The organism is Pseudoalteromonas sp. SG44-8, from assembly GCF_014164125.1.
Classification (GTDB): domain Bacteria; phylum Pseudomonadota; class Gammaproteobacteria; order Enterobacterales; family Alteromonadaceae; genus Pseudoalteromonas; species Pseudoalteromonas rhizosphaerae.
Genome location: NZ_JACJEQ010000002.1, coordinates 318117 through 335828 on the forward strand (window position 1 = coordinate 318117; position 17712 = coordinate 335828).

17 protein-coding genes are annotated in these 17712 nt (G+C 41.1%); 8 read left to right on the forward strand and 9 right to left on the reverse strand.

Translation table 11 applies throughout. The features are described 5' to 3' along the window. Positions 1-508 precede the first annotated feature (508 nt). The 6 genes from serS to lrp all read right to left on the reverse strand — a co-directional run bounded on the left by serS (position 509) and on the right by lrp (position 7301). Complete coding sequence (serS, locus tag H5163_RS03550) at positions 509-1807, reverse strand: serine--tRNA ligase (RefSeq protein WP_145242225.1); 1299 nt, start codon at positions 1805-1807, stop codon at positions 509-511. 8 nt (positions 1808-1815) lie between these two features. Beyond that, a complete protein-coding gene (gene crcB / locus H5163_RS03555; RefSeq protein ID WP_392352509.1) occupies positions 1816-2178 on the reverse strand; it encodes a fluoride efflux transporter CrcB in 363 nt (120 codons plus the stop codon). Positions 2179-2188: 10 nt separating this feature from the next. Next, positions 2189-3532, reverse strand: a complete 1344-nt coding sequence (locus H5163_RS03560) for a replication-associated recombination protein A (protein ID WP_145242220.1) — start codon at positions 3530-3532, stop codon at positions 2189-2191. Next, positions 3525-4166 carry an outer membrane lipoprotein chaperone LolA gene (gene lolA, locus H5163_RS03565; protein ID WP_149982719.1) on the reverse strand — a complete coding sequence of 214 codons (642 nt, stop codon included), beginning with the start codon at positions 4164-4166 and terminating at the stop codon, positions 3525-3527. Before lolA ends, H5163_RS03560 begins: the two co-directional genes overlap by 8 nt. Further along, a complete protein-coding gene (locus H5163_RS03570) occupies positions 4167-6635 on the reverse strand; it encodes a DNA translocase FtsK (protein WP_182734354.1) in 2469 nt (822 codons plus the stop codon). Positions 6636-6821: 186 nt separating this feature from the next. Further along, complete coding sequence (gene lrp, locus H5163_RS03575) at positions 6822-7301, reverse strand: leucine-responsive transcriptional regulator Lrp (RefSeq protein WP_145242214.1); 480 nt, start codon at positions 7299-7301, stop codon at positions 6822-6824. A gap of 140 nt (positions 7302-7441) precedes the next feature. Between lrp and ald the strand changes: the two genes are divergently transcribed. Continuing rightward, a complete protein-coding gene (gene ald / locus H5163_RS03580) occupies positions 7442-8563 on the forward strand; it encodes an alanine dehydrogenase (RefSeq protein WP_149982720.1) in 1122 nt (373 codons plus the stop codon). 71 nt (positions 8564-8634) lie between these two features. Here the strand turns inward: ald and H5163_RS03585 are convergent, their stop codons facing one another. Next, positions 8635-9432: a M48 family metallopeptidase gene (locus H5163_RS03585; protein ID WP_145242210.1), complete on the reverse strand. Its 798-nt coding sequence runs from the start codon at positions 9430-9432 to the stop codon at positions 8635-8637. Positions 9433-9624: 192 nt separating this feature from the next. On the opposite strand from H5163_RS03585, the gene H5163_RS03590 reads away from it, so the two are divergent. After that, positions 9625-10824 (forward strand): Bcr/CflA family efflux MFS transporter, encoded by a 1200-nt coding sequence (locus H5163_RS03590; protein WP_145242208.1) that lies wholly within the window; start codon positions 9625-9627, stop codon positions 10822-10824. A gap of 27 nt (positions 10825-10851) precedes the next feature. Here H5163_RS03590 and grpE read toward each other — a convergent pair whose 3' ends face one another. Then, positions 10852-11460 (reverse strand): nucleotide exchange factor GrpE, encoded by a 609-nt coding sequence (gene grpE, locus H5163_RS03595; protein ID WP_145242206.1) that lies wholly within the window; start codon positions 11458-11460, stop codon positions 10852-10854. Positions 11461-11518: 58 nt separating this feature from the next. Next, on the reverse strand, positions 11519-12484 hold the full coding sequence (locus H5163_RS03600) for an HrcA family transcriptional regulator (RefSeq protein ID WP_145242204.1): 966 nt from the start codon (positions 12482-12484) through the stop codon (positions 11519-11521). Positions 12485-12584: 100 nt separating this feature from the next. On the opposite strand from H5163_RS03600, the gene nadK reads away from it, so the two are divergent. The 6 genes from nadK (at position 12585) to H5163_RS03630 (ending at position 17498) form a co-directional block, all read left to right on the forward strand. Then, positions 12585-13469, forward strand: a complete 885-nt coding sequence (nadK, locus tag H5163_RS03605; protein ID WP_145242288.1) for an NAD(+) kinase — start codon at positions 12585-12587, stop codon at positions 13467-13469. A gap of 78 nt (positions 13470-13547) precedes the next feature. Further along, positions 13548-14087: a hypothetical protein gene (locus H5163_RS03610; protein WP_145242202.1), complete on the forward strand. Its 540-nt coding sequence runs from the start codon at positions 13548-13550 to the stop codon at positions 14085-14087. A 92-nt stretch (positions 14088-14179) separates the two neighbouring features. Then, the gene (recN, locus tag H5163_RS03615) at positions 14180-15853 is read left to right on the forward strand and encodes a DNA repair protein RecN (RefSeq protein WP_182734355.1); all 1674 of its coding nucleotides are present in this window, start codon (positions 14180-14182) and stop codon (positions 15851-15853) included. Positions 15854-15962: 109 nt separating this feature from the next. Continuing rightward, the gene (locus tag H5163_RS03620) at positions 15963-16388 is read left to right on the forward strand and encodes a hypothetical protein (protein ID WP_145242198.1); all 426 of its coding nucleotides are present in this window, start codon (positions 15963-15965) and stop codon (positions 16386-16388) included. A 103-nt stretch (positions 16389-16491) separates the two neighbouring features. Beyond that, positions 16492-16812, forward strand: coding sequence for a hypothetical protein (locus tag H5163_RS03625; protein WP_145242196.1), 321 nt, complete (start codon positions 16492-16494; stop codon positions 16810-16812). A gap of 401 nt (positions 16813-17213) precedes the next feature. After that, the gene (locus tag H5163_RS03630) at positions 17214-17498 is read left to right on the forward strand and encodes a hypothetical protein (RefSeq protein WP_182734357.1); all 285 of its coding nucleotides are present in this window, start codon (positions 17214-17216) and stop codon (positions 17496-17498) included. Positions 17499-17712 lie beyond the last annotated feature (214 nt).

Consider the following 17712-nt stretch of genomic DNA (forward strand, 5'->3'; position numbering starts at 1 on the left):
CTGATAATATTTTTACCTCTTGTTGTTCAAGCTTTGTATTACAAGGCATAGCGTTCATATAAAACGAAGAAGCCCAGTAAATATCACCTTTACTATTTACCCATACTCGTTCCGTAGCTCTCATCGTCTCGATTTCAGCTCGAACTATCTAATCTCGCTCCTTTCCAACTACAAACATCGATAATACAAAAATCACTAAACCTATTAGTGATTTCATGAAACTTCCTTATGTACTTAACAACTTACCATGTGCCAAGTAAGCGGTTTATAAAACCCCAAAACAGCATTTAATAATGTTATTCGAAAAGCTAATTTATGGGGTTTAAACTATGATGGCTAAAGCCGATTCCTACGCGGTGAGTTTCACACCGAGTTAATCCACAGCTCGCTAACTTTACTCTCGCTAACTTGCTAACTGAACCCTGATTAACAAAAAAGCCGCTGTTCATTACAAACAGCGGCTTCTCTCTTAAAGCTTAAAACTTACAGCTCTAAAGCTTTAACGGGCTTATTTAATTACTTCAAGGCCGTTCATATATGAACGAAGTACTTCAGGCACGACTACTGAACCATCCGCTTGTTGGTAGTTTTCTAAGATAGCCACTAAAGTACGTCCTACTGCTAGGCCTGAGCCATTGAGTGTATGCAGTAACTCTGGCTTCTTCTCACCCGCGCGACGAAAACGTGCTTGCATACGGCGCGCTTGGAAATCAACCATGTTTGAACATGATGAGATTTCACGGTAGGTATCTTGCGCTGGTAACCATACTTCTAAATCGTAGGTTTTTGCTGAGCCAAAGCCCATGTCACCCATACATAAAATTACTTTACGGTATGGTAGCTCTAGCGCTTGTAATATTTGCTCTGCGTGACCTGTTAGCTCTTCCAATGCTTGCATTGAATCTTCTGGTTTTACCAGCTGTACTAGCTCAACTTTATCGAACTGGTGCTGACGAATAAGGCCACGAGTATCACGGCCATAACTGCCAGCTTCACTTCTAAAACACGGAGTGTGGGCAGTTAAACGAATTGGTAAATCTTTTTCGTCGTAAATTTCGTCACGCGCGCTGTTTGTCAGTGGTACTTCAGCAGTAGGAATTAAGCTAAAACCTTCTTGCTCTTCACCGTCATCATTTACAAGACCTTTAGTGTGGAATAAGTCTTCTGCAAACTTAGGTAATTGGCCTGTACCGTATAAACTGTCGCGGTTTACTAAATACGGTACGTACATTTCTGTATAACCGTTTTTATCTGTATGCGTGTCTAGCATAAATTGCACTAGTGCACGGTGCATGCGGGCCATTGCGCCGCGCATTACAGTAAAGCGTGAACCGGTAATTTTAACGCCCATTTCAAAATCAAGGCCGTTTAAATCTTGTCCTAAGTCTACATGATCTTTTACTGCAAAATCATACTTTTTAGGCTCGCCCCAGGTTGAAATCTCAACGTTGTCAGATTCATCAGCGCCCGCTGGTACTGATTCATCAGGTAAATTTGGGATAGCTAAAGAAATTTGCTTAAGCTCTTCTAAAATAGCGTCTTGCTCAGCTTTAACACTATCAAGTTGCGCGCCTAAGTTGCTTACTGCATCTAACAATGGTTGTGCATCTTCGCCTTTAGCTTTAGCTTGGCCAATCGCTTTGGAGCTGCTGTTACGCTCACTTTGTAATTCTTGTGTTTTTACTTGTAATGTTTTGCGTTTTTCTTCAAGTGCGCTGACAGTCGCAGTATCTAGCTCGTAACCACGTGCTGCTAGACGCGCAGCTGTTTGCTCGAGATCTTGACGTAATAATTTAGAATCTAACATGTTAGTTTTTAACCTTTTTGCATTACCAGCTGAAGGCCCAGCCAAGCCATAAAAATACACACCACCACATTTAAGGTGATATTGAGGGCCATTTTAAAAAAGTGACCTTGTTGTAATAACAACAACGAATCCATTGAAAATGTCGAGAAGGTGGTCAAAGCACCTAGAAAGCCAATCCCTATAAGGGTTTTAGCGGGGCTAACGGTGATAATTTCGCGCTCTATCAAACCGTATAATACGCCCATCAACAATGAACCAAGAATATTAACCGTCAACGTGCCAAAAGGGAATCCCCTACCAAGTAGTTTTAGCATGGTTTCACTAATAAAAAACCGTAAACAGGCGCCTGAGGCTCCTCCTGCGGCAATCATGAGATATATCTTAAGGCTTGTCATAGCGTTTTATGTCACTGTGATGATCGCGCTCTTTTAAATAGTCGAGCTTTTGCTTTATTTTTTGTTCTAAGCCACGATCCGTTGGAAAGTAATATTGCTTATCGGCTATCTGCTCTGGAAAGTACTTTTCTCCTGCAGCATAGGCGCCTTCTTCATTATGCGCATAGCGATATTCAGCACCATAGCCTAAGTCTTTCATTAAGTTGGTTGGTGCATTACGTAAATGCTCTGGCACCGGGTAACTTGGCTCGTTCTGCGCATCCGCTTTGGCTTGATTAAACGCCGCGTACACCGCATTACTCTTCGGTGCGCTAGCTAGGTAAATCGTAGCTTGTGCAATTGCACGCTCGCCTTCACTTGGTCCAACTCGCTGAAATATATCCCATGCATTGAGGGCCACTTCCATGGCACGCGGATCAGCATTACCAATATCTTCAGTGGCGATGGCGAGTAACCGCCTTGCAACATACAGCGGATCGCCGCCACCGGCTAAAATACGACAATACCAATACAAAGCACCATCTGGGGAGCTACCTCGAACTGACTTATGAAAGGCTGAGATCAAATCGTAAAATTCATCCCCCCCTTTGTCATACTTGGCTAAATGCGTTGGCAATACTTGACTGAGTACGTGCTCATCAACTAAGTATTGGCCGTTTTGCTCTACGGTTAAATCAATCGCCTGCTCAAGTAAATTAAGCACTTTACGAGCATCGCCATCACTGGCTTGGCACAACGCTTGTTTAGCATTTTGTGCAAGTACCACCGTTTTATTTTTCAGTTCATCATCGCTTGCAAGCGCTCGCTCAATAACAAGATGCAAATCAGTGTCTTGCAGCGATTTAAGGACATATACTCGTGCTCGCGATAAAATCGCATTGTTTAGTGCAAACGAGGGATTCTCGGTGGTGGCACCAACAAAAATAAAGGTACCATCCTCTATATGTGGTAAAAACGCATCTTGCTGAGATTTATTAAAACGATGTACTTCGTCAACAAACAGTAAGGTACGTTGGCCACGACCTTCAAGGTTAGTACGCGCTTCACTCACCGCATCACGAATATCTTTAATGCCTGCCGTTACCGCCGACATTTGAATCAGCGCCGCATCGGCATGGTTGGCAATAATTTGCGCTAAGGTAGTTTTACCAACGCCCGGCGGCCCCCACAAAATAAGACTGTGGCAACGCCCTGCTAAAATAGCTTGATAGAGAGGCTTATCTTGGCTTAATAGATGTTGCTGGCCAATATACTGATCTAAACTGGTTGGTCGCATGCGCGCCGCAAGTGGGCGCACATCCGGGCCAAAATTAAAGCCTAAATTACTCACCTTGACTTTGATCGTCTATTTCAACGCCTTCAGGAATACTAAACTCAAAGGTTGAAGTAGCAAGGCTTTGATTTACTTTAGTGTCGCTAAAAGTAAATGTAGATGATTGCCCTGAGCTGTCTTTAACCAATAATGACGCTAAGCCTACTTTATCTGCTGCAAACACAATATCCAGCTGTTCAACTTGGCTTTCAACGCCTTTATTAGGTGTAACACTGAACCCAGTATCCGTGGCGTGTACTTGGTACTTTTGCCATTGCGCCGGATCTTTGGAGGTAAGTAATACAAACGGTGTTGAATCAATCAAACTGTGAGTATTCATAATCGTTACTTGCTCAGCGAAGCTGTCGAAGTAATAGGTTTTATCGCCATTTGATACAAATAACGTGTCATCAGGGCTCGCTTGTTGCCAACGGATCATCATTGGCTGTTGTAAGGCGATAGTACCTTCACCTTGCATAATTGATTGGCCTTGGTCGTCATTAACTTGCTGCGCAAATTGCGCTTGAAAACTCTTTAAACCGGCCAGTTTATCTTGTAATGCTTGGCTGTCATCTGTTGCACTGTCACTTGCAAATACTGATGCTGATAAAAAACAGCTAATTGCTAAGGCTAAATATTTAATTTGTTTCATTTAATTTGCTCCACCATTGGGCACTAATACATCTCGGGCACCGTTATGACCTGGTGCGCTTACAATACCCGATGTTTCCATTTGTTCAACCAAACGTGCGGCACGGTTGTAACCAACACGTAATTTTCGCTGCACACTTGAAACTGACACTTTGCCTGTTTCAACAACAAATGACACGGCTTCATCATAAAGCGGGTCTGATTCTTCATCCGCGTTTTCACTGGCTTCGCCTGGCAATAAAATATCCTCAGTGGCGTCACCATTTAAAATTTCGTCTATATAATTTGGTTTTGCACGTGCTTTCCAGTCATTCACCACCGCATGTACTTCATGGTCATCAACAAACGCGCCATGTACACGTATCGGTACGCTGGTGCCCGGCGGTAAATAGAGCATATCACCCATACCTAGCAGGTTTTCTGCGCCTTGTTGATCTAAGATGGTACGCGAGTCAATTTTACTTGATACCTGAAACGCCATTCGCGTTGGGATATTCGCTTTAATTAAACCAGTAATTACATCAACCGATGGGCGCTGTGTTGCTAGTATTAAATGAATACCTGCCGCTCGGGCTTTTTGCGCAATACGGGCAATTAGCTCTTCAACTTTTTTACCAACAATCATCATCATGTCAGCAAATTCGTCAATCACCACCACGATACTCGGTAACTTACCTAACTCGTCTGGTCCTTCTTTCATACCATCAGTATCTTTAAATAATGGATCGAGAATCGGGTAACCCGCCTCTTTCGCATCCAATACCTTTTGGTTGTAACCTTTTAAGTTACGAACACCTAACGCCGACATTAACTTATAACGACGTTCCATCTCACCTACACACCAACGCAGCGCATTGGCAGCTTCTTTCATATCGGTGACCACTTCACACAGTAAATGTGGGATACCTTCGTAAACAGAAAGTTCCAACATTTTCGGGTCAATCATTATCATACGCACATCATCAGGGCCTGATTTGTACAGTAAGCTTAATATCATTACATTAACGCCCACTGACTTACCTGAACCTGTGGTACCTGCCACCAGTAAATGCGGCATTTTACCCAAATCAGCACAGATTGGTTCACCGGCAATATCTTTACCTAAGACCATAGTCAGTGGCGATGGATTTTGCTCAAATTTTGGTGCGTCGATTACTTCTGATAACCGCACTATTTCACGGTGTTTATTCGGTAATTCAATCCCTACATAGGTTTTACCCGGAATAACTTCAACCACTCGGACACTAACCGCTGATAGCGAGCGGGCTAAATCTTTAGCAAGACCAGTAATTTTAGAAACTTTAATACCCGGCGCTAAATCAAGCTCAAAACGGGTTACAACAGGTCCAGGGTATACGGCAACAACCGTAGCTTGAACGTTAAAATCAAGGAGTTTAGTTTCAACTAACCTCGATACAGCTTCAAGCTCTTCTGGTGAAATTGGGTTTTTGGCTTTATCAGGTCTATCTAACAAATCAAGCGTAGGCAATGGCGTACTTGGCGGCTTTTCTTCGAGTAGCTGCTCAAACTTTTCTTTTGCGGTAGGTGGAGGCTGATAGGTACTCTTTGGTTTTGGCATTGGTCTTGCTGGCGAAACCACAGTAGTAACTGGTTTTTCAGGCTCAGTAACATGGCTTTGATCAAGCGCATTTAAGGCAGCCGCAGTGTCCATTGGTTCATCATCAATGGCGCTAAAATTAATTTCTTGATCCAGAATATCATCCAAATCATCAAATGCAGGATGAGAGTCTTGATTTGACACCGCACTATCACTATCCACTTTTGGTTCTGAAAAGCGAATGGCGGGTGTTTCTTTACGTGTCTGTTGCTCATTAACCGGGTCTTGTTCAATTACAACTTCAGTATTTGCAGTGCGTTCGCGTTTTAACCATGCTTTTAAGTGATGGGCAATAAAACGATAACCTCGCATGATCAAATCGCCAATAAAATCGACACATTGCACCCACGACACACCTGTTAATAATGTTAATCCAGCAAAAAAGAAACATAATAATAAAATCGAGGTACCGGTAAAGTTAAATGCAGGCATCATCGCTGAAGCTATCACATCACCGACTACCCCACCGGATGAAAAATTATAAATATCATCAAAATTAATACTACTGATAGCCGTTGCTGAAGTGATAAATAATGCAAAACCAATCACTCTAAGCGATAACGTTGTATAGTCGAGTTGAAATATTCTATGAGGTTGCTTAAATAATAAGTAGCCGAATATTTGTAGTGCAGCTGGCACAAAATAAGCTAACCAGCCAAATGTCAGCAATAAAATATCGGCGATCCACGCACCTGCAGCTCCAGTTATGTTTCTTACATTGTCATAACCTGTTTGCGACCAACTCGGATCAGCAGGATCAAAGCTTACCAGCGCACACAATATAAATATTGCGGCAAAGGTGCTAATTATTAAACCGGTTTCTAATAGTCTTTGTACACCGTTTAGGCGCATAACTCGCTATTCCTCATTTTTCTTTGTACTTCTTTGTACTCATTCTTAGCAATGGAATACCTTAGCAGGAAATACTTTTTGTTGCACTTTATCTTAACCATGATGGCCTGATTATGAACAGGTTTTTATTAATCGCGCATGTATCAATAATACAACTTAAGTAGTTACTAAAAAATGGCGCATAATTCAGCCGATATATGGGCGAATAATCACCCCTTGCTCGCCTTTTACTTCTTCCATAACAACATAGGTACGGCTTTCACTAACGTTCGGTAGCTTGAGCAGAATATCCCCTAATACACCACGATATTCAGACATATCATTTACGCGGGTTTTTAGTAAAAAGTCAAAGTTACCCGAGACTAAATGGCATTCGATAATTTCATCATGCTTTTTAACTGCAGCACTAAATTCATCAAACACATCAGGTGATGTTTTAGTGATTGTCACTTCGACGTACACCGACAAACCTTGCCCAAGTTTAGCAGGGTCAACCACGGCTTTATAACCGACGATGTAACCTTCGCGTTCGAGCTTTTTTACACGCTCTAAACAGGGCGTTGCACTGAGCCCCACACGTCGAGCTAATTCAACATTAGACACTCGGCCATCGTGCTGTAGCTCTATTAAAATCTTACGGTCAATACGGTCTAATAACTCATGCATAATAACGACTAGTTTTTTGTACTGTTTAAACGGTGTTTTCAGATTATATCACTAGAATACCGATTAAAAAAGGTGGGACACACTGCCAGTACATGAATATAATAGTGAAAAATTTTATCCCGTTCTATTAAGGCAATATTATGATTATCGGTGTACCTAAAGAAATAAAAAACCATGAATACCGTGTAGGTATGGTCCCTGCTAGTGTTCGTGAGTTAGTAAACCACGGCCACCAAGTTTTTGTTGAATCTGATGCAGGTATGGGCATTGGCTTCACTAACGAAGATTACACACTGGCAGGTGCAGAAATTCTAGCAACTGCTGCTGAGGTTTTCGCAACAGCAGAGATGATTATAAAAGTAAAAGAGCCACAAGCCGTTGAACGTGCAATGCTACGTGAAGACCAAATTCTTTTCACTTACTTACACCTTGCACCAGATCTTCCACAAACTGAAGACCTAATCAAAAGCAAAGCAATTTGTATCGCATACGAAACAGTAACTGATTCACGCGGTGGTTTGCCACTACTTGCACCTATGAGTGAAGTTGCTGGCCGTATGTCTATTCAAGCTGGTGCACAAGCGCTTGAAAAATCAAACCATGGTCGTGGCATGCTACTTGGCGGCGTACCGGGTGTTGAGCCAGCTAAAGTTGTTGTTATTGGCGGCGGCATGGTTGGTCGTAGCGCAGCACAAATGGCTGTTGGCCTTGGTGCTGAAGTTGTCGTACTTGATCGTAACATTGACGTACTACGCGCACTTGACGCTCAGTTTGGTAATAAAGTTAAAGCGATTTACTCAACAGCTGATGCACTTGAAAAGCATGTACTTGAAGCTGACCTAGTAATTGGTGGCGTACTTATCCCAGGTGCTGCTGCACCTAAACTAGTTACTGCTGAACACATTAAAGCAATGAAGCCTGGCTCTGCAATTGTTGATGTTGCAATTGACCAAGGTGGTTGTATCGCAACGTCTAAAGCAACAACTCACGCTGATCCGACCTTCATCGTTGATGACGTTGTTCACTACTGTGTTGCTAACATGCCAGGTGCTGTACCACGTACATCTACTTTCGCACTTAACAATGCAACATTGCCTTTCATCATTAACCTTGCAAACAAAGGTTATAAGAAAGCATTACTAGATGACGCTAATTTCCTTAAAGGTCTTAACGTGATCAAAGGCCAAGTAACTTACAAAGAAGTTGCTGAAGCCTTCAACATGCCATACGTAGATCCACGTACTGCTGTTGAAAACGCATAACTAGCGTTTAGAATAATAAAAGCCTGTGAACATCAGTTCACAGGCTTTTTTTATATCACCAAAAAAGTTTATTACAGCTTACATTGTGGGTTTTTACCCGCCGCTTTTGCTGCTTTTTGCTCATTTAATGCTTGTGGCAATTTTGCTTGTAGCTCTTTAATGCGGTTAGCAGGTGCTGGGTGAGTAGACATAAATTCAGGTGTATTACCACTGCCTGCTTTACTCATATTCTGCCAAAGTGTTACGGATTCTTTTGGATTAAATCCGGCTTTTGCCATTAAATCTAAACCCACTTGGTCGGCCTCAGATTCATGAGAGCGACTAAATGGTAAAATAACGCCGTACTGCGCACCTAAACCAAGACCTTGCATAATTTCGTTACGATATTGTACATTGCCCATTTCAAGTGCGGCACTGCCCGCTTGCATACCTGTTTGTAGCAAGGAACTTTGTGATACGCGTTCATTAGAGTGCTCAGCAATTACATGCCCTACTTCGTGCCCGATAACGGTTGCTAGCTGATCTTGATTTTCAGCCACTTTCAACAACCCTGTATGCACACCAATGTAGCCACCGGGTAATGCAAACGCGTTAGCTGAATCGTCTTCAAATACCACCACTTCCCACGCCTGAGTTGCATACTGTTGCGGTAATACTGCAATCACATCGTCAGCAATACACTTTACATACGCATTTACTTGAGGATTATTATTAATTTTTTGATTCTTTTTCATATCAGCAAAGCTTTGCTGACCCATCTGACTCATTTGTTGATCAGAATAAAGCGCAATTTGCGTACGCCCTGTTGGTGATGTTTTACAACCCGCTAATACAGCGGTGGCAAGCACAGCCAAAACTAATTTTTTCATTGTATTCTCTTAACTAACAATTTAATTGTTCTTAGAATAGCAAACCAGCCTGCAATTGAATATATCGACTGCCAGTAAAAACATCTGTTGCGTTATATTTCAGTTAAAGGCGATAGTTAGCATGCAAACTAAGTACCCAAGACTAATTGTCGCTGTTACAATAGCAGCCTCTTTTTGTTTAATGGGTTAGTCATGCAGGACTCGGTTTCTTTAAATAAACGCATTCTATTACCTTTACTCGCCAGTATTGTTGCAATTACGCCACTGGCAATCGATATGTATCTTCCGGCAATGTTAGTCATTGCTAACGACCTTAATACCACAATGCCCAATGTACAAATATCGTTAAGCATATATTTAGCTGGCTATGCGCTGGGAATGCTATTTTTTGGCCCAATCGCAGATCAAATTGGTCGTCGCGTGTTAACGAAGGTCGGCTTAGCATTGTTTGGCTTAAGCTCTGTCGCATTGGCCTTTTGTAATGACATTCATCTATTTTGGGCTTTGCGGGGCGTACAAGCATTCACAGGTGCTGCAGCAACCGTTGTGGTGCCAGGGATAATTCGTCATATTTATAAACAAGATACTGCTAAAGGAATGTCGTATGTATCGATGATCATGATGGTAGCGCCCTTAGTCGCACCAACGGTTGGATCAATGATCATGGGCTTATCTCACTGGCAAACAATCTTTTTAGTACTGGCTAGTTACAGCTTTGTTATTTTAGCCTTGGTACAAATATACTTAATCGATATCCCTATTTTCAAAAGCCCGATGAAAGGCTTTGCACTATTTTTCGATAGCTATAAAACCGTATTTAAAAATAAAGATACCCGAGCAGATATAGCCAGCTCAATGTTTGTCTCATTCGGCTTTTTTTGCTTTTTAACCGCAGTGCCCTTTGTATACCTTGATTACTTTAAAGTATCAGAACAATTATTTGGTGTTTTATTTGCTTTCAATGTCATGGCGCTAATGTTTGGTAACTTTTTAAATACCCGCCTAGTACCACGTATTGGTTCACGAAAAATGCTGTATTATGGATTAGCGGTCGGCTTTGTAGCTGGCAGTGCCCTACTCACATTTAGCATATTACACCTATCGCTGTATTTTATTGTTGCAGCTATTGCTCCTCTGATGATGAGTTTAGGGGTTACCGCTAGTAATGCTGATGCATTGATCTTAATGCAGTTTGAAGAGCGTTCTGGCACCGCTACGGCGGTTATTGGTACATTGCGCTTTGGCAGCGGTGCATTAGTCGGTCCAATTTTAGCCTTAATGCATGCACAAAGTGCGGTACCATTTTCAAGCTTAATGTTCAGCGCATTAGTATTAACACTAATAGCCCAGCTTTGGCACCGAGCTAGAAACAAAAAAAATGCCCGTAGTTAACGGGCATTTTTTTACTAAGCGACTTATTTATTCAGCTGCTTTAGATACCATCACCATTGCAGGGCGTAATAAACGACCATTTAATGTATACCCTTTTTGCATCACTGCTAATACAGTGTTAGGTGTTACATCATTGCTTGGTTGAATCGACATTGCTTGGTGGAATTCAGGATTAAACTGCTCACCTTGTGGGTTAACAATTTCAACACCAAATTTTGCAACCGCATCGTTGAAGCTTTTAACTGTCATATCAATCCCTTCAAGCAATGGCTTTAAGGTTTCGTTTTCTTTGTCTGAGAACTCAATAGCACGTTCTAGATTATCAATAACAGGTAATAATTCGTTAGCGAACTTTTCAAGTGCAAATTTATGCGCTTTTTCTACATCTTGTGCAGCACGGCGACGAATATTATCAACGTCTGCAGCGGCACGTACTACGCTATCTTTTTGGTTTGCGATAGTTTGTTTCGCATCTTCAAGCTCAGCATAAAGCATAGCAATTTCAGCTTCAGGGCTAACTTCTTCGCCTTCGTGCGCGTCAGCAGCTTCTACAGCCGCTTCAACGTCTGCTTGCATTTGCTCTAATTCTTCGTTTAATTCAACTTCTTGCTCTGGTGATTTTGTCTGCTCAGACATAATTTAAGTGCTCCAATACTTTTCAATTGCGGTAATTATGGGGATTGAATCAAAAGATTCAAGAGCCAGATGACTCGATTAATTTAAATTCTTGAATGATTGCTTCAATTTGCGCCGATTTAGGACAAATTACACAAAAACGACTTTGATATTCTTGATTTTGAAAATACGGCACGCTGATCACCATCAGTTCGTCACAATCAGTAAATGGCAATTGTGACGTATTTAAAACCGACACACCATTTTTAAAAGCTAACTTATCTTCTACAAAGTTCAAAAATGAGACACCAATATTTAAGCTTTGTTCACAATCAATTTGCCGATATAAATAATTTTCGCCGACCACGATACTGTTATCTGAGCCTAATTTATGGCTCAGCTCACGGGTCCATTGATTTAACGAATCATGACAATTTCGTGGTGCTGTATTTGCCATTGCTTGCATACGGTACAAGCCTTCCATTAAAGTTTGCTGACTGAATACAGTATTAAGCCAAGTAGCGAATTGATAACGTACGGTGTCAGACGCATCATCCGGCTTATGAATACAAATGTTATGGCTTTGCCCTGCTCTATCTAACAGTAAAATAAGCCAATCATTGCTGTCAAAATCTAATACTTCAACTCTAAAAACGTGTTGAGAACTTACTTGCGGCAGACCAACGCAGCAACATACCTGATAACGCTGGCTTATACCATGCGCCATCTCGACTAATTGCGCTTGTGCAGGCTGCCAATATTGCGCAATCTGCGACAGAGGGAAAAATTCACTTAGCCAATAATCAAATCCGGCATTAGTAGGTACCCGTCCAGCAGAAGTATGCGGTGAATACAGCAGGCCTATTTTTTCTAGGCGCGACATCGCATTTCTAACTGTTGCAGAACACACAGCCATACCTTTTTGCTTGGCAATACGGCTTGACGCGACAGGTTGACCTTCACCATTACAGTACAGGCTCATCACGGCGGAAAATATTTGCTGATCTCGAGGGTTTAAATTCATAGTATCTACATCTTGCTGCATACTGGGGATATCGGGGCGTAGTGAGTTTATTTCAAGGTTATTTTCAAACTTGTCACTTTTGAGTTACTCTACTGATATTAATACTATTGATGCGTTTATCATGGAATCACCGTTTAAAACCATAGGTTTAATTGGCAAACCAAATCACAGTGGTGCAGCTGCAACTTTACAGCGCTTATACACTTTTTTAAATGCGTTAGGATTTGACGTGTTATTAGAGCAGAGAACCGGTCATCAATTAACCAATGTCCCCAAGGAAAAGTTAGTCAAACTGGTTGAGCTTGGCGAACGTGCCGATCTCGCTATTGTGGTCGGAGGTGATGGTAATATGCTTGGCGCAGCAAGGGTATTAGCCCGATTTGATGTTGCTGTTATAGGCGTAAATAGAGGCAATTTAGGCTTTCTAACAGATTTAAACCCTGAAGGCTTTGAAGCTAGTTTAGAACAAGTATTAAGTGGTCAATATCTTGAAGAAAAACGCTTTTTATTAGAGGTAGCAGTTTATCGCCATGGCGAATTAAAAAGTGCTAACTCAGCAGTGAATGAAGCCGTTTTACATGCCGATAAAGTCGCTCACATGATTGAATTTGAAGCCTTCATTAATAACGATTTTGTTTTTTCTCAGCGCTCTGATGGTTTAATTGTCTCAACCCCTACGGGCTCAACAGCCTATTCGCTGTCGGGTGGCGGGCCCATTTTGACCCCAGAACTAAATGCAATCTCATTAGTACCGATGTTTCCGCATACATTATCAAGCCGACCATTAGTGGTTGATGCCGATAACGAAGTACGCTTAAAGCTCAGCTTAGAGAATACCGACAGCTTACAAGTCAGCTGCGATAGTCATGTGGTGCTTGCTGTATTGCCTGGCGATGAAGTGATAATTAAAAAAGCAGATAAAAAACTGCGCCTGATCCACCCCAAAGACTACTCTTACTATCATGTACTTCGCACTAAGCTCAACTGGGGTAGTCGTTTATATTAATTTTATTGCGCTCATTCAGACTTTAGAGCAAAATAAGCTGAATTCATTTATTACCTTTTCAAGGGAAATCAAACCGAAATGACGTATGTTGTTTTCTTTGCTTTATTATTATTGATAACGCTGCTTGGCAGCTATTTGGTGATTGAAAATAATCGCCGAAAAGCGCTTGAAGCGCAAAAAAAGCTATTCAATAATCGCGTTAAAGAAGTAACTCAACAGTTAAAAATAAAATTAAATGAGTACTGCGACGCAAAAATAATTCGTCCTAAATACATCCCAAGAATACAAGTTATTGCCAGTAATTTCTTTGTCGTACAACCTCATACTGACGAAAACTTATTGTATCTTGAACGCATAAACGAGTCATTGATCAGCACGATTAGTAGTGAGTTGGCAAAAACTTATGTAACAGGTGAGCGAGATGCACTAGCTGAACGCTTAGATTTTTTTGTGGCTGAGTTACCCATAGCCGGCGTTGCTTACAATAAAACGTTTTACCATGAACTTTTACCATCCATGATTAAAGTTTTACGCACTGATGATTTATCTGCGAATCCTGAAGATTATGTCAAACCTGTTGATCCTGAAACTAATTTTGAGAAATCAACCAGTGAGTAAGTAATAAACTAGATAGCGACATTAAAAATTAATTTGCAAAAACCCAAAACACTGTATAAATTAACAGTTAATTGACTGGATGGATGAACAGTATGTTAACTGGGTTAGAGATTAAAAATTTTGCAATTGTAAGCAATTTAAGCACCGAGTGGCAAAGCGGTATGACAGCCATTACGGGTGAAACAGGTGCCGGTAAATCTATTGCTATTGACGCCTTATCTTTATGTTTGGGTGAACGTGCCGAAGCCTCAGCTGTTCGCCCAGGCACTGAGCGCGCTGAAATATGCGCTACCTTCGATTTAACCAACCTCCCCTTGGCTAAGCAGTTTTTAGAACAGCATTTGCTATCGAATGATGAGCAAGAGTGCTTACTTCGTCGTGTGGTGTGTAAAAATGGCCGCAGCAAAAGTTATATTAATGGCACCCCAGTCACTGCAGCCCAACTAAAAGAAATCGGTCAGTACTTGATCTCTATTCATGGTCAACATGCTCACCAATATTTGCTTAAAAGCGAACATCAACTCCAGCTATTAGACGCTTATGCAGGTCATCAACCTCTGGTTGAAGCAGTGCGCCAGCATTATCGTAATTGCCAAAACTTACAAAAAGAATTTACCGCGCTCGAACAAGCCCAGTTGCAACAAGCAGCGCAAAAGCAGTTATTAGAGTACCAAGTAGCTGAGCTTGATGAGTTTGCTTTACAACCAGATGAATTTTCGCAAATTGAAGCCGAGCATTATAAGCTCAGCCACAGCCAAACTATTATTGAAGCATGCCAACGAGAGTTACAAAGCTTATACGAAAATGACGAGCAAAATGCCTGTTCCCTATTACAACATAGCGCGCAGCAGTTTGCTGAGCTTGCGGGGTTTGATGAAAGCCTAGCTAGTGTGGCTGCTTTACTCGAAGAAGCGGCTGTGCAAGTTGAGGAAGCGAGTCGTGAAATTCGTAATTATGCAGAGCAAGCTGAACTTGATCCGAGCCGACTAATTGACGTTGAAACACGATTAAGTGGTGCGATGGATTTATCACGTAAACACCATATTAAACCAGAGGACTTAGTTGAGTTTCACCAAAGTATCACACAAGAGCTTGAGTCGATTAGTAATAACTCTACCCGTTTAACGCAACTTGAAGGTGAAATTAACCAAGCATTAGCAGCTTATCAGCAAGCTGCGCAAACCCTAAGCGAAAGCCGTCATGAGGCCGCGCAGACATTAAATACATTGATCAGTGCAAGCATGGCGCATTTATCAATGGAAAATGGTATGTTTGAAATCGCCCTTACACCACAACCTGAAAAAGCACCAAACAGCCTAGGTTTTGATAATGTAGCGTTTTTAGTATCAACCAACCCCGGGCAGCCATTACAACCACTGTCTAAAGTCGCCTCTGGCGGTGAGCTGTCGCGTATAAGTTTAGCGATACAAGTTATTATTGCGCAAAAAGTCACTACGCCAACGCTTATTTTTGATGAAGTGGATGTAGGTATTTCTGGACCAACTGCAGCAGCTGTAGGCAAGCTTTTACGTCAATTAGGCAAATCGACCCAAGTTATCTGCGTAACCCATTTACCGCAAGTTGCCAGCTCGGGGCATCAGCAGTTTTTTGTGGCCAAAGAAATTGCCAATGGCGAAACCTTTACACAAATGTTGCCACTCAGTAAGCATGGCCGTATTGATGAAATTGCCCGTTTACTTGGTGGTGATAACATCAGTAAAACAGCCAAAGCTAACGCAAAAGAGTTAATTATGGCGCATGCTTAATTAAGCTAAAACAACACCTACGTTTAGACTATTTTTAAATACAACCATCCATTAAGCCTTACTTATATAAAGCAAGGCTTAATAACTAACAATAGAACACATATAAATCATGACGATAACAACATTGCCAATAAAATTAATTAGCCTACTTTTTTGTTTTACACTTTTAACGGGTTGTAACGATTACTTTATAAATACCACGCAACTGACGAATAGCACATGGCAACCACTTTTAGTCATTGCATTTATTAGCCTATTTTTGATCCCGTTAATTAGCTTAGCGCTGCTTATATTTAGTCAATGGAAGCACCTTCAGTTTAAAATAACTCTGCAACGTTATTTACATGGCTCACTTGTTTTAATGCTCGCCATAGCATGGTTTATCGAATTAAGCTTAGTGCAACGCGCTGATAACCGTATGGATTTGATGTTAACGCTGTGCGCGCTAGCCACTCAAATGGTATTAGTCGTGGCTGCTTTTGTACTTGTTAATAAACAACAAAAAATGCACCACCGCGCTAAAAACTTTCTGTAAAGCACTGTTTAAAATAACAATTAAAAACATTTATTTTACATAATTGACACATTTAATTTAGCAACATACACTCAATAAAATAAAAAAATCGATGGAATGAATAATGAGCGCTACACAATCTAAAATCACCCAGCTAAAACGTTGTTATGCAACATTACAACTGGGTGTTGCTAAAGCTGATGGCCGCCTTACTCTTACTGATAACCTGCTGCATTTTGAAGCCCTCAATAAACAACTTAACTTGGGTTGTTATGCCATCAAACTTAATAACATTTCCCATGTCGAAAAATGCGCAGCTAAAGCCGGCGGTTTAATCCCTATTACCACCGCTGGAATCAAAATAACCACCAAAGAAAATTATCATCTAGAGTTTATTTTAGCTGAACCCGATGAGTGGCTTAATTGCCTGCAAGCTAGTCATTAAGCATTAAAGGAAAGGTACTAGGCTGGAGGTTCTAGGCGCTAGGAAAAGCCAAAACAGTTCGGCGTTAAATTTATCACCTTAGGTTGTGGTTGAGAGCAACGAAACCAAACGATGAATGATTAAAACTGAATGACGGCTTAGAGCGAGAAGCGGTCATTGAAATTGGCTAAATATCGGTAGTTAATTGATTTGTTAAACTGCTCTTTGCGCATATATTCATGAAAATGAGCGCTGCGCGCATATTGGTTAATTTAACTTTACCTAAAATAGTTAGAAAACTTAGTGATAGTAATACCTTAGGTAATTTGTTAAAACTATATAATGTAGAAAAATGAGCGTAGCGTCGGCAGAAATATGCGCGATGAGCGCACTATTAAATTGTTATGTTGCTAGGGAAAATTATGAGTATCAGTGACAAATGGGAGCTAATATCAGCAGAGTTACTCGCAGCATATAAATTGCTTCCGACTGAAATCAAAGAATCTGACTTTGGCTACAGTGAAGAAGACTTTCTTGAGTACTTATCCGTAAATGAGCTTCGTCTAGCTATGGAAGAATTGGATGGTGTTATAGAGGACAATAAAAGCCCTGGTCATTTATTTTGGGAGCATTTAATAAAAGCTGCCACTCTAATGAATCGTCCTGAGCATGCTAAAAAATACGAGCAATATAAAGTCGCAACATAACAAGGCAAATCAAAAAGTGCGGACAAAAAACAGTTGGCATTGTTCGTACCTCACAAATTTTAGCCAACTATTTTTAGCCGTTTATTTGCGGCGTTATGCACAAGAATGAAAAACACTTATGAAATACATCATTGCCACGATTTTATTGACTCTATTCACATCATATTCCTATAGCGATGATCTGGGGTATGACGGGTTTAATGCAGAAGGAAAA

Excerpts from the sequence above, each read along its gene's own strand:
- grpE (WP_145242206.1), bottom strand. The coding sequence starts at position 11,460 with ATGTCTGAGCAGACAAAATCACCAGAGCAAGAAGTTGAATTAAACGAA.
- ald (WP_149982720.1), top strand. The coding sequence starts at position 7,442 with ATGATTATCGGTGTACCTAAAGAAATAAAAAACCATGAATACCGTGTA.
- H5163_RS03625 (WP_145242196.1), top strand. The coding sequence starts at position 16,492 with ATGAGCGCTACACAATCTAAAATCACCCAGCTAAAACGTTGTTATGCA.
- lolA (WP_149982719.1), bottom strand. The coding sequence starts at position 4,166 with ATGAAACAAATTAAATATTTAGCCTTAGCAATTAGCTGTTTTTTATCA.
- H5163_RS03585 (WP_145242210.1), bottom strand. The coding sequence starts at position 9,432 with ATGAAAAAATTAGTTTTGGCTGTGCTTGCCACCGCTGTATTAGCGGGT.
- H5163_RS03620 (WP_145242198.1), top strand. The coding sequence starts at position 15,963 with ATGACGATAACAACATTGCCAATAAAATTAATTAGCCTACTTTTTTGT.
- nadK (WP_145242288.1), top strand. The coding sequence starts at position 12,585 with ATGGAATCACCGTTTAAAACCATAGGTTTAATTGGCAAACCAAATCAC.
- recN (WP_182734355.1), top strand. The coding sequence starts at position 14,180 with ATGTTAACTGGGTTAGAGATTAAAAATTTTGCAATTGTAAGCAATTTA.
- serS (WP_145242225.1), bottom strand. The coding sequence starts at position 1,807 with ATGTTAGATTCTAAATTATTACGTCAAGATCTCGAGCAAACAGCTGCG.
- H5163_RS03610 (WP_145242202.1), top strand. The coding sequence starts at position 13,548 with ATGACGTATGTTGTTTTCTTTGCTTTATTATTATTGATAACGCTGCTT.
- H5163_RS03590 (WP_145242208.1), top strand. The coding sequence starts at position 9,625 with ATGCAGGACTCGGTTTCTTTAAATAAACGCATTCTATTACCTTTACTC.
- lrp (WP_145242214.1), bottom strand. The coding sequence starts at position 7,301 with ATGCATGAGTTATTAGACCGTATTGACCGTAAGATTTTAATAGAGCTA.
- H5163_RS03600 (WP_145242204.1), bottom strand. The coding sequence starts at position 12,484 with ATGCAGCAAGATGTAGATACTATGAATTTAAACCCTCGAGATCAGCAA.
- H5163_RS03570 (WP_182734354.1), bottom strand. The coding sequence starts at position 6,635 with ATGCGCCTAAACGGTGTACAAAGACTATTAGAAACCGGTTTAATAATT.
- H5163_RS03630 (WP_182734357.1), top strand. The coding sequence starts at position 17,214 with ATGAGTATCAGTGACAAATGGGAGCTAATATCAGCAGAGTTACTCGCA.
- crcB (WP_392352509.1), bottom strand. The coding sequence starts at position 2,178 with ATGATTGCCGCAGGAGGAGCCTCAGGCGCCTGTTTACGGTTTTTTATT.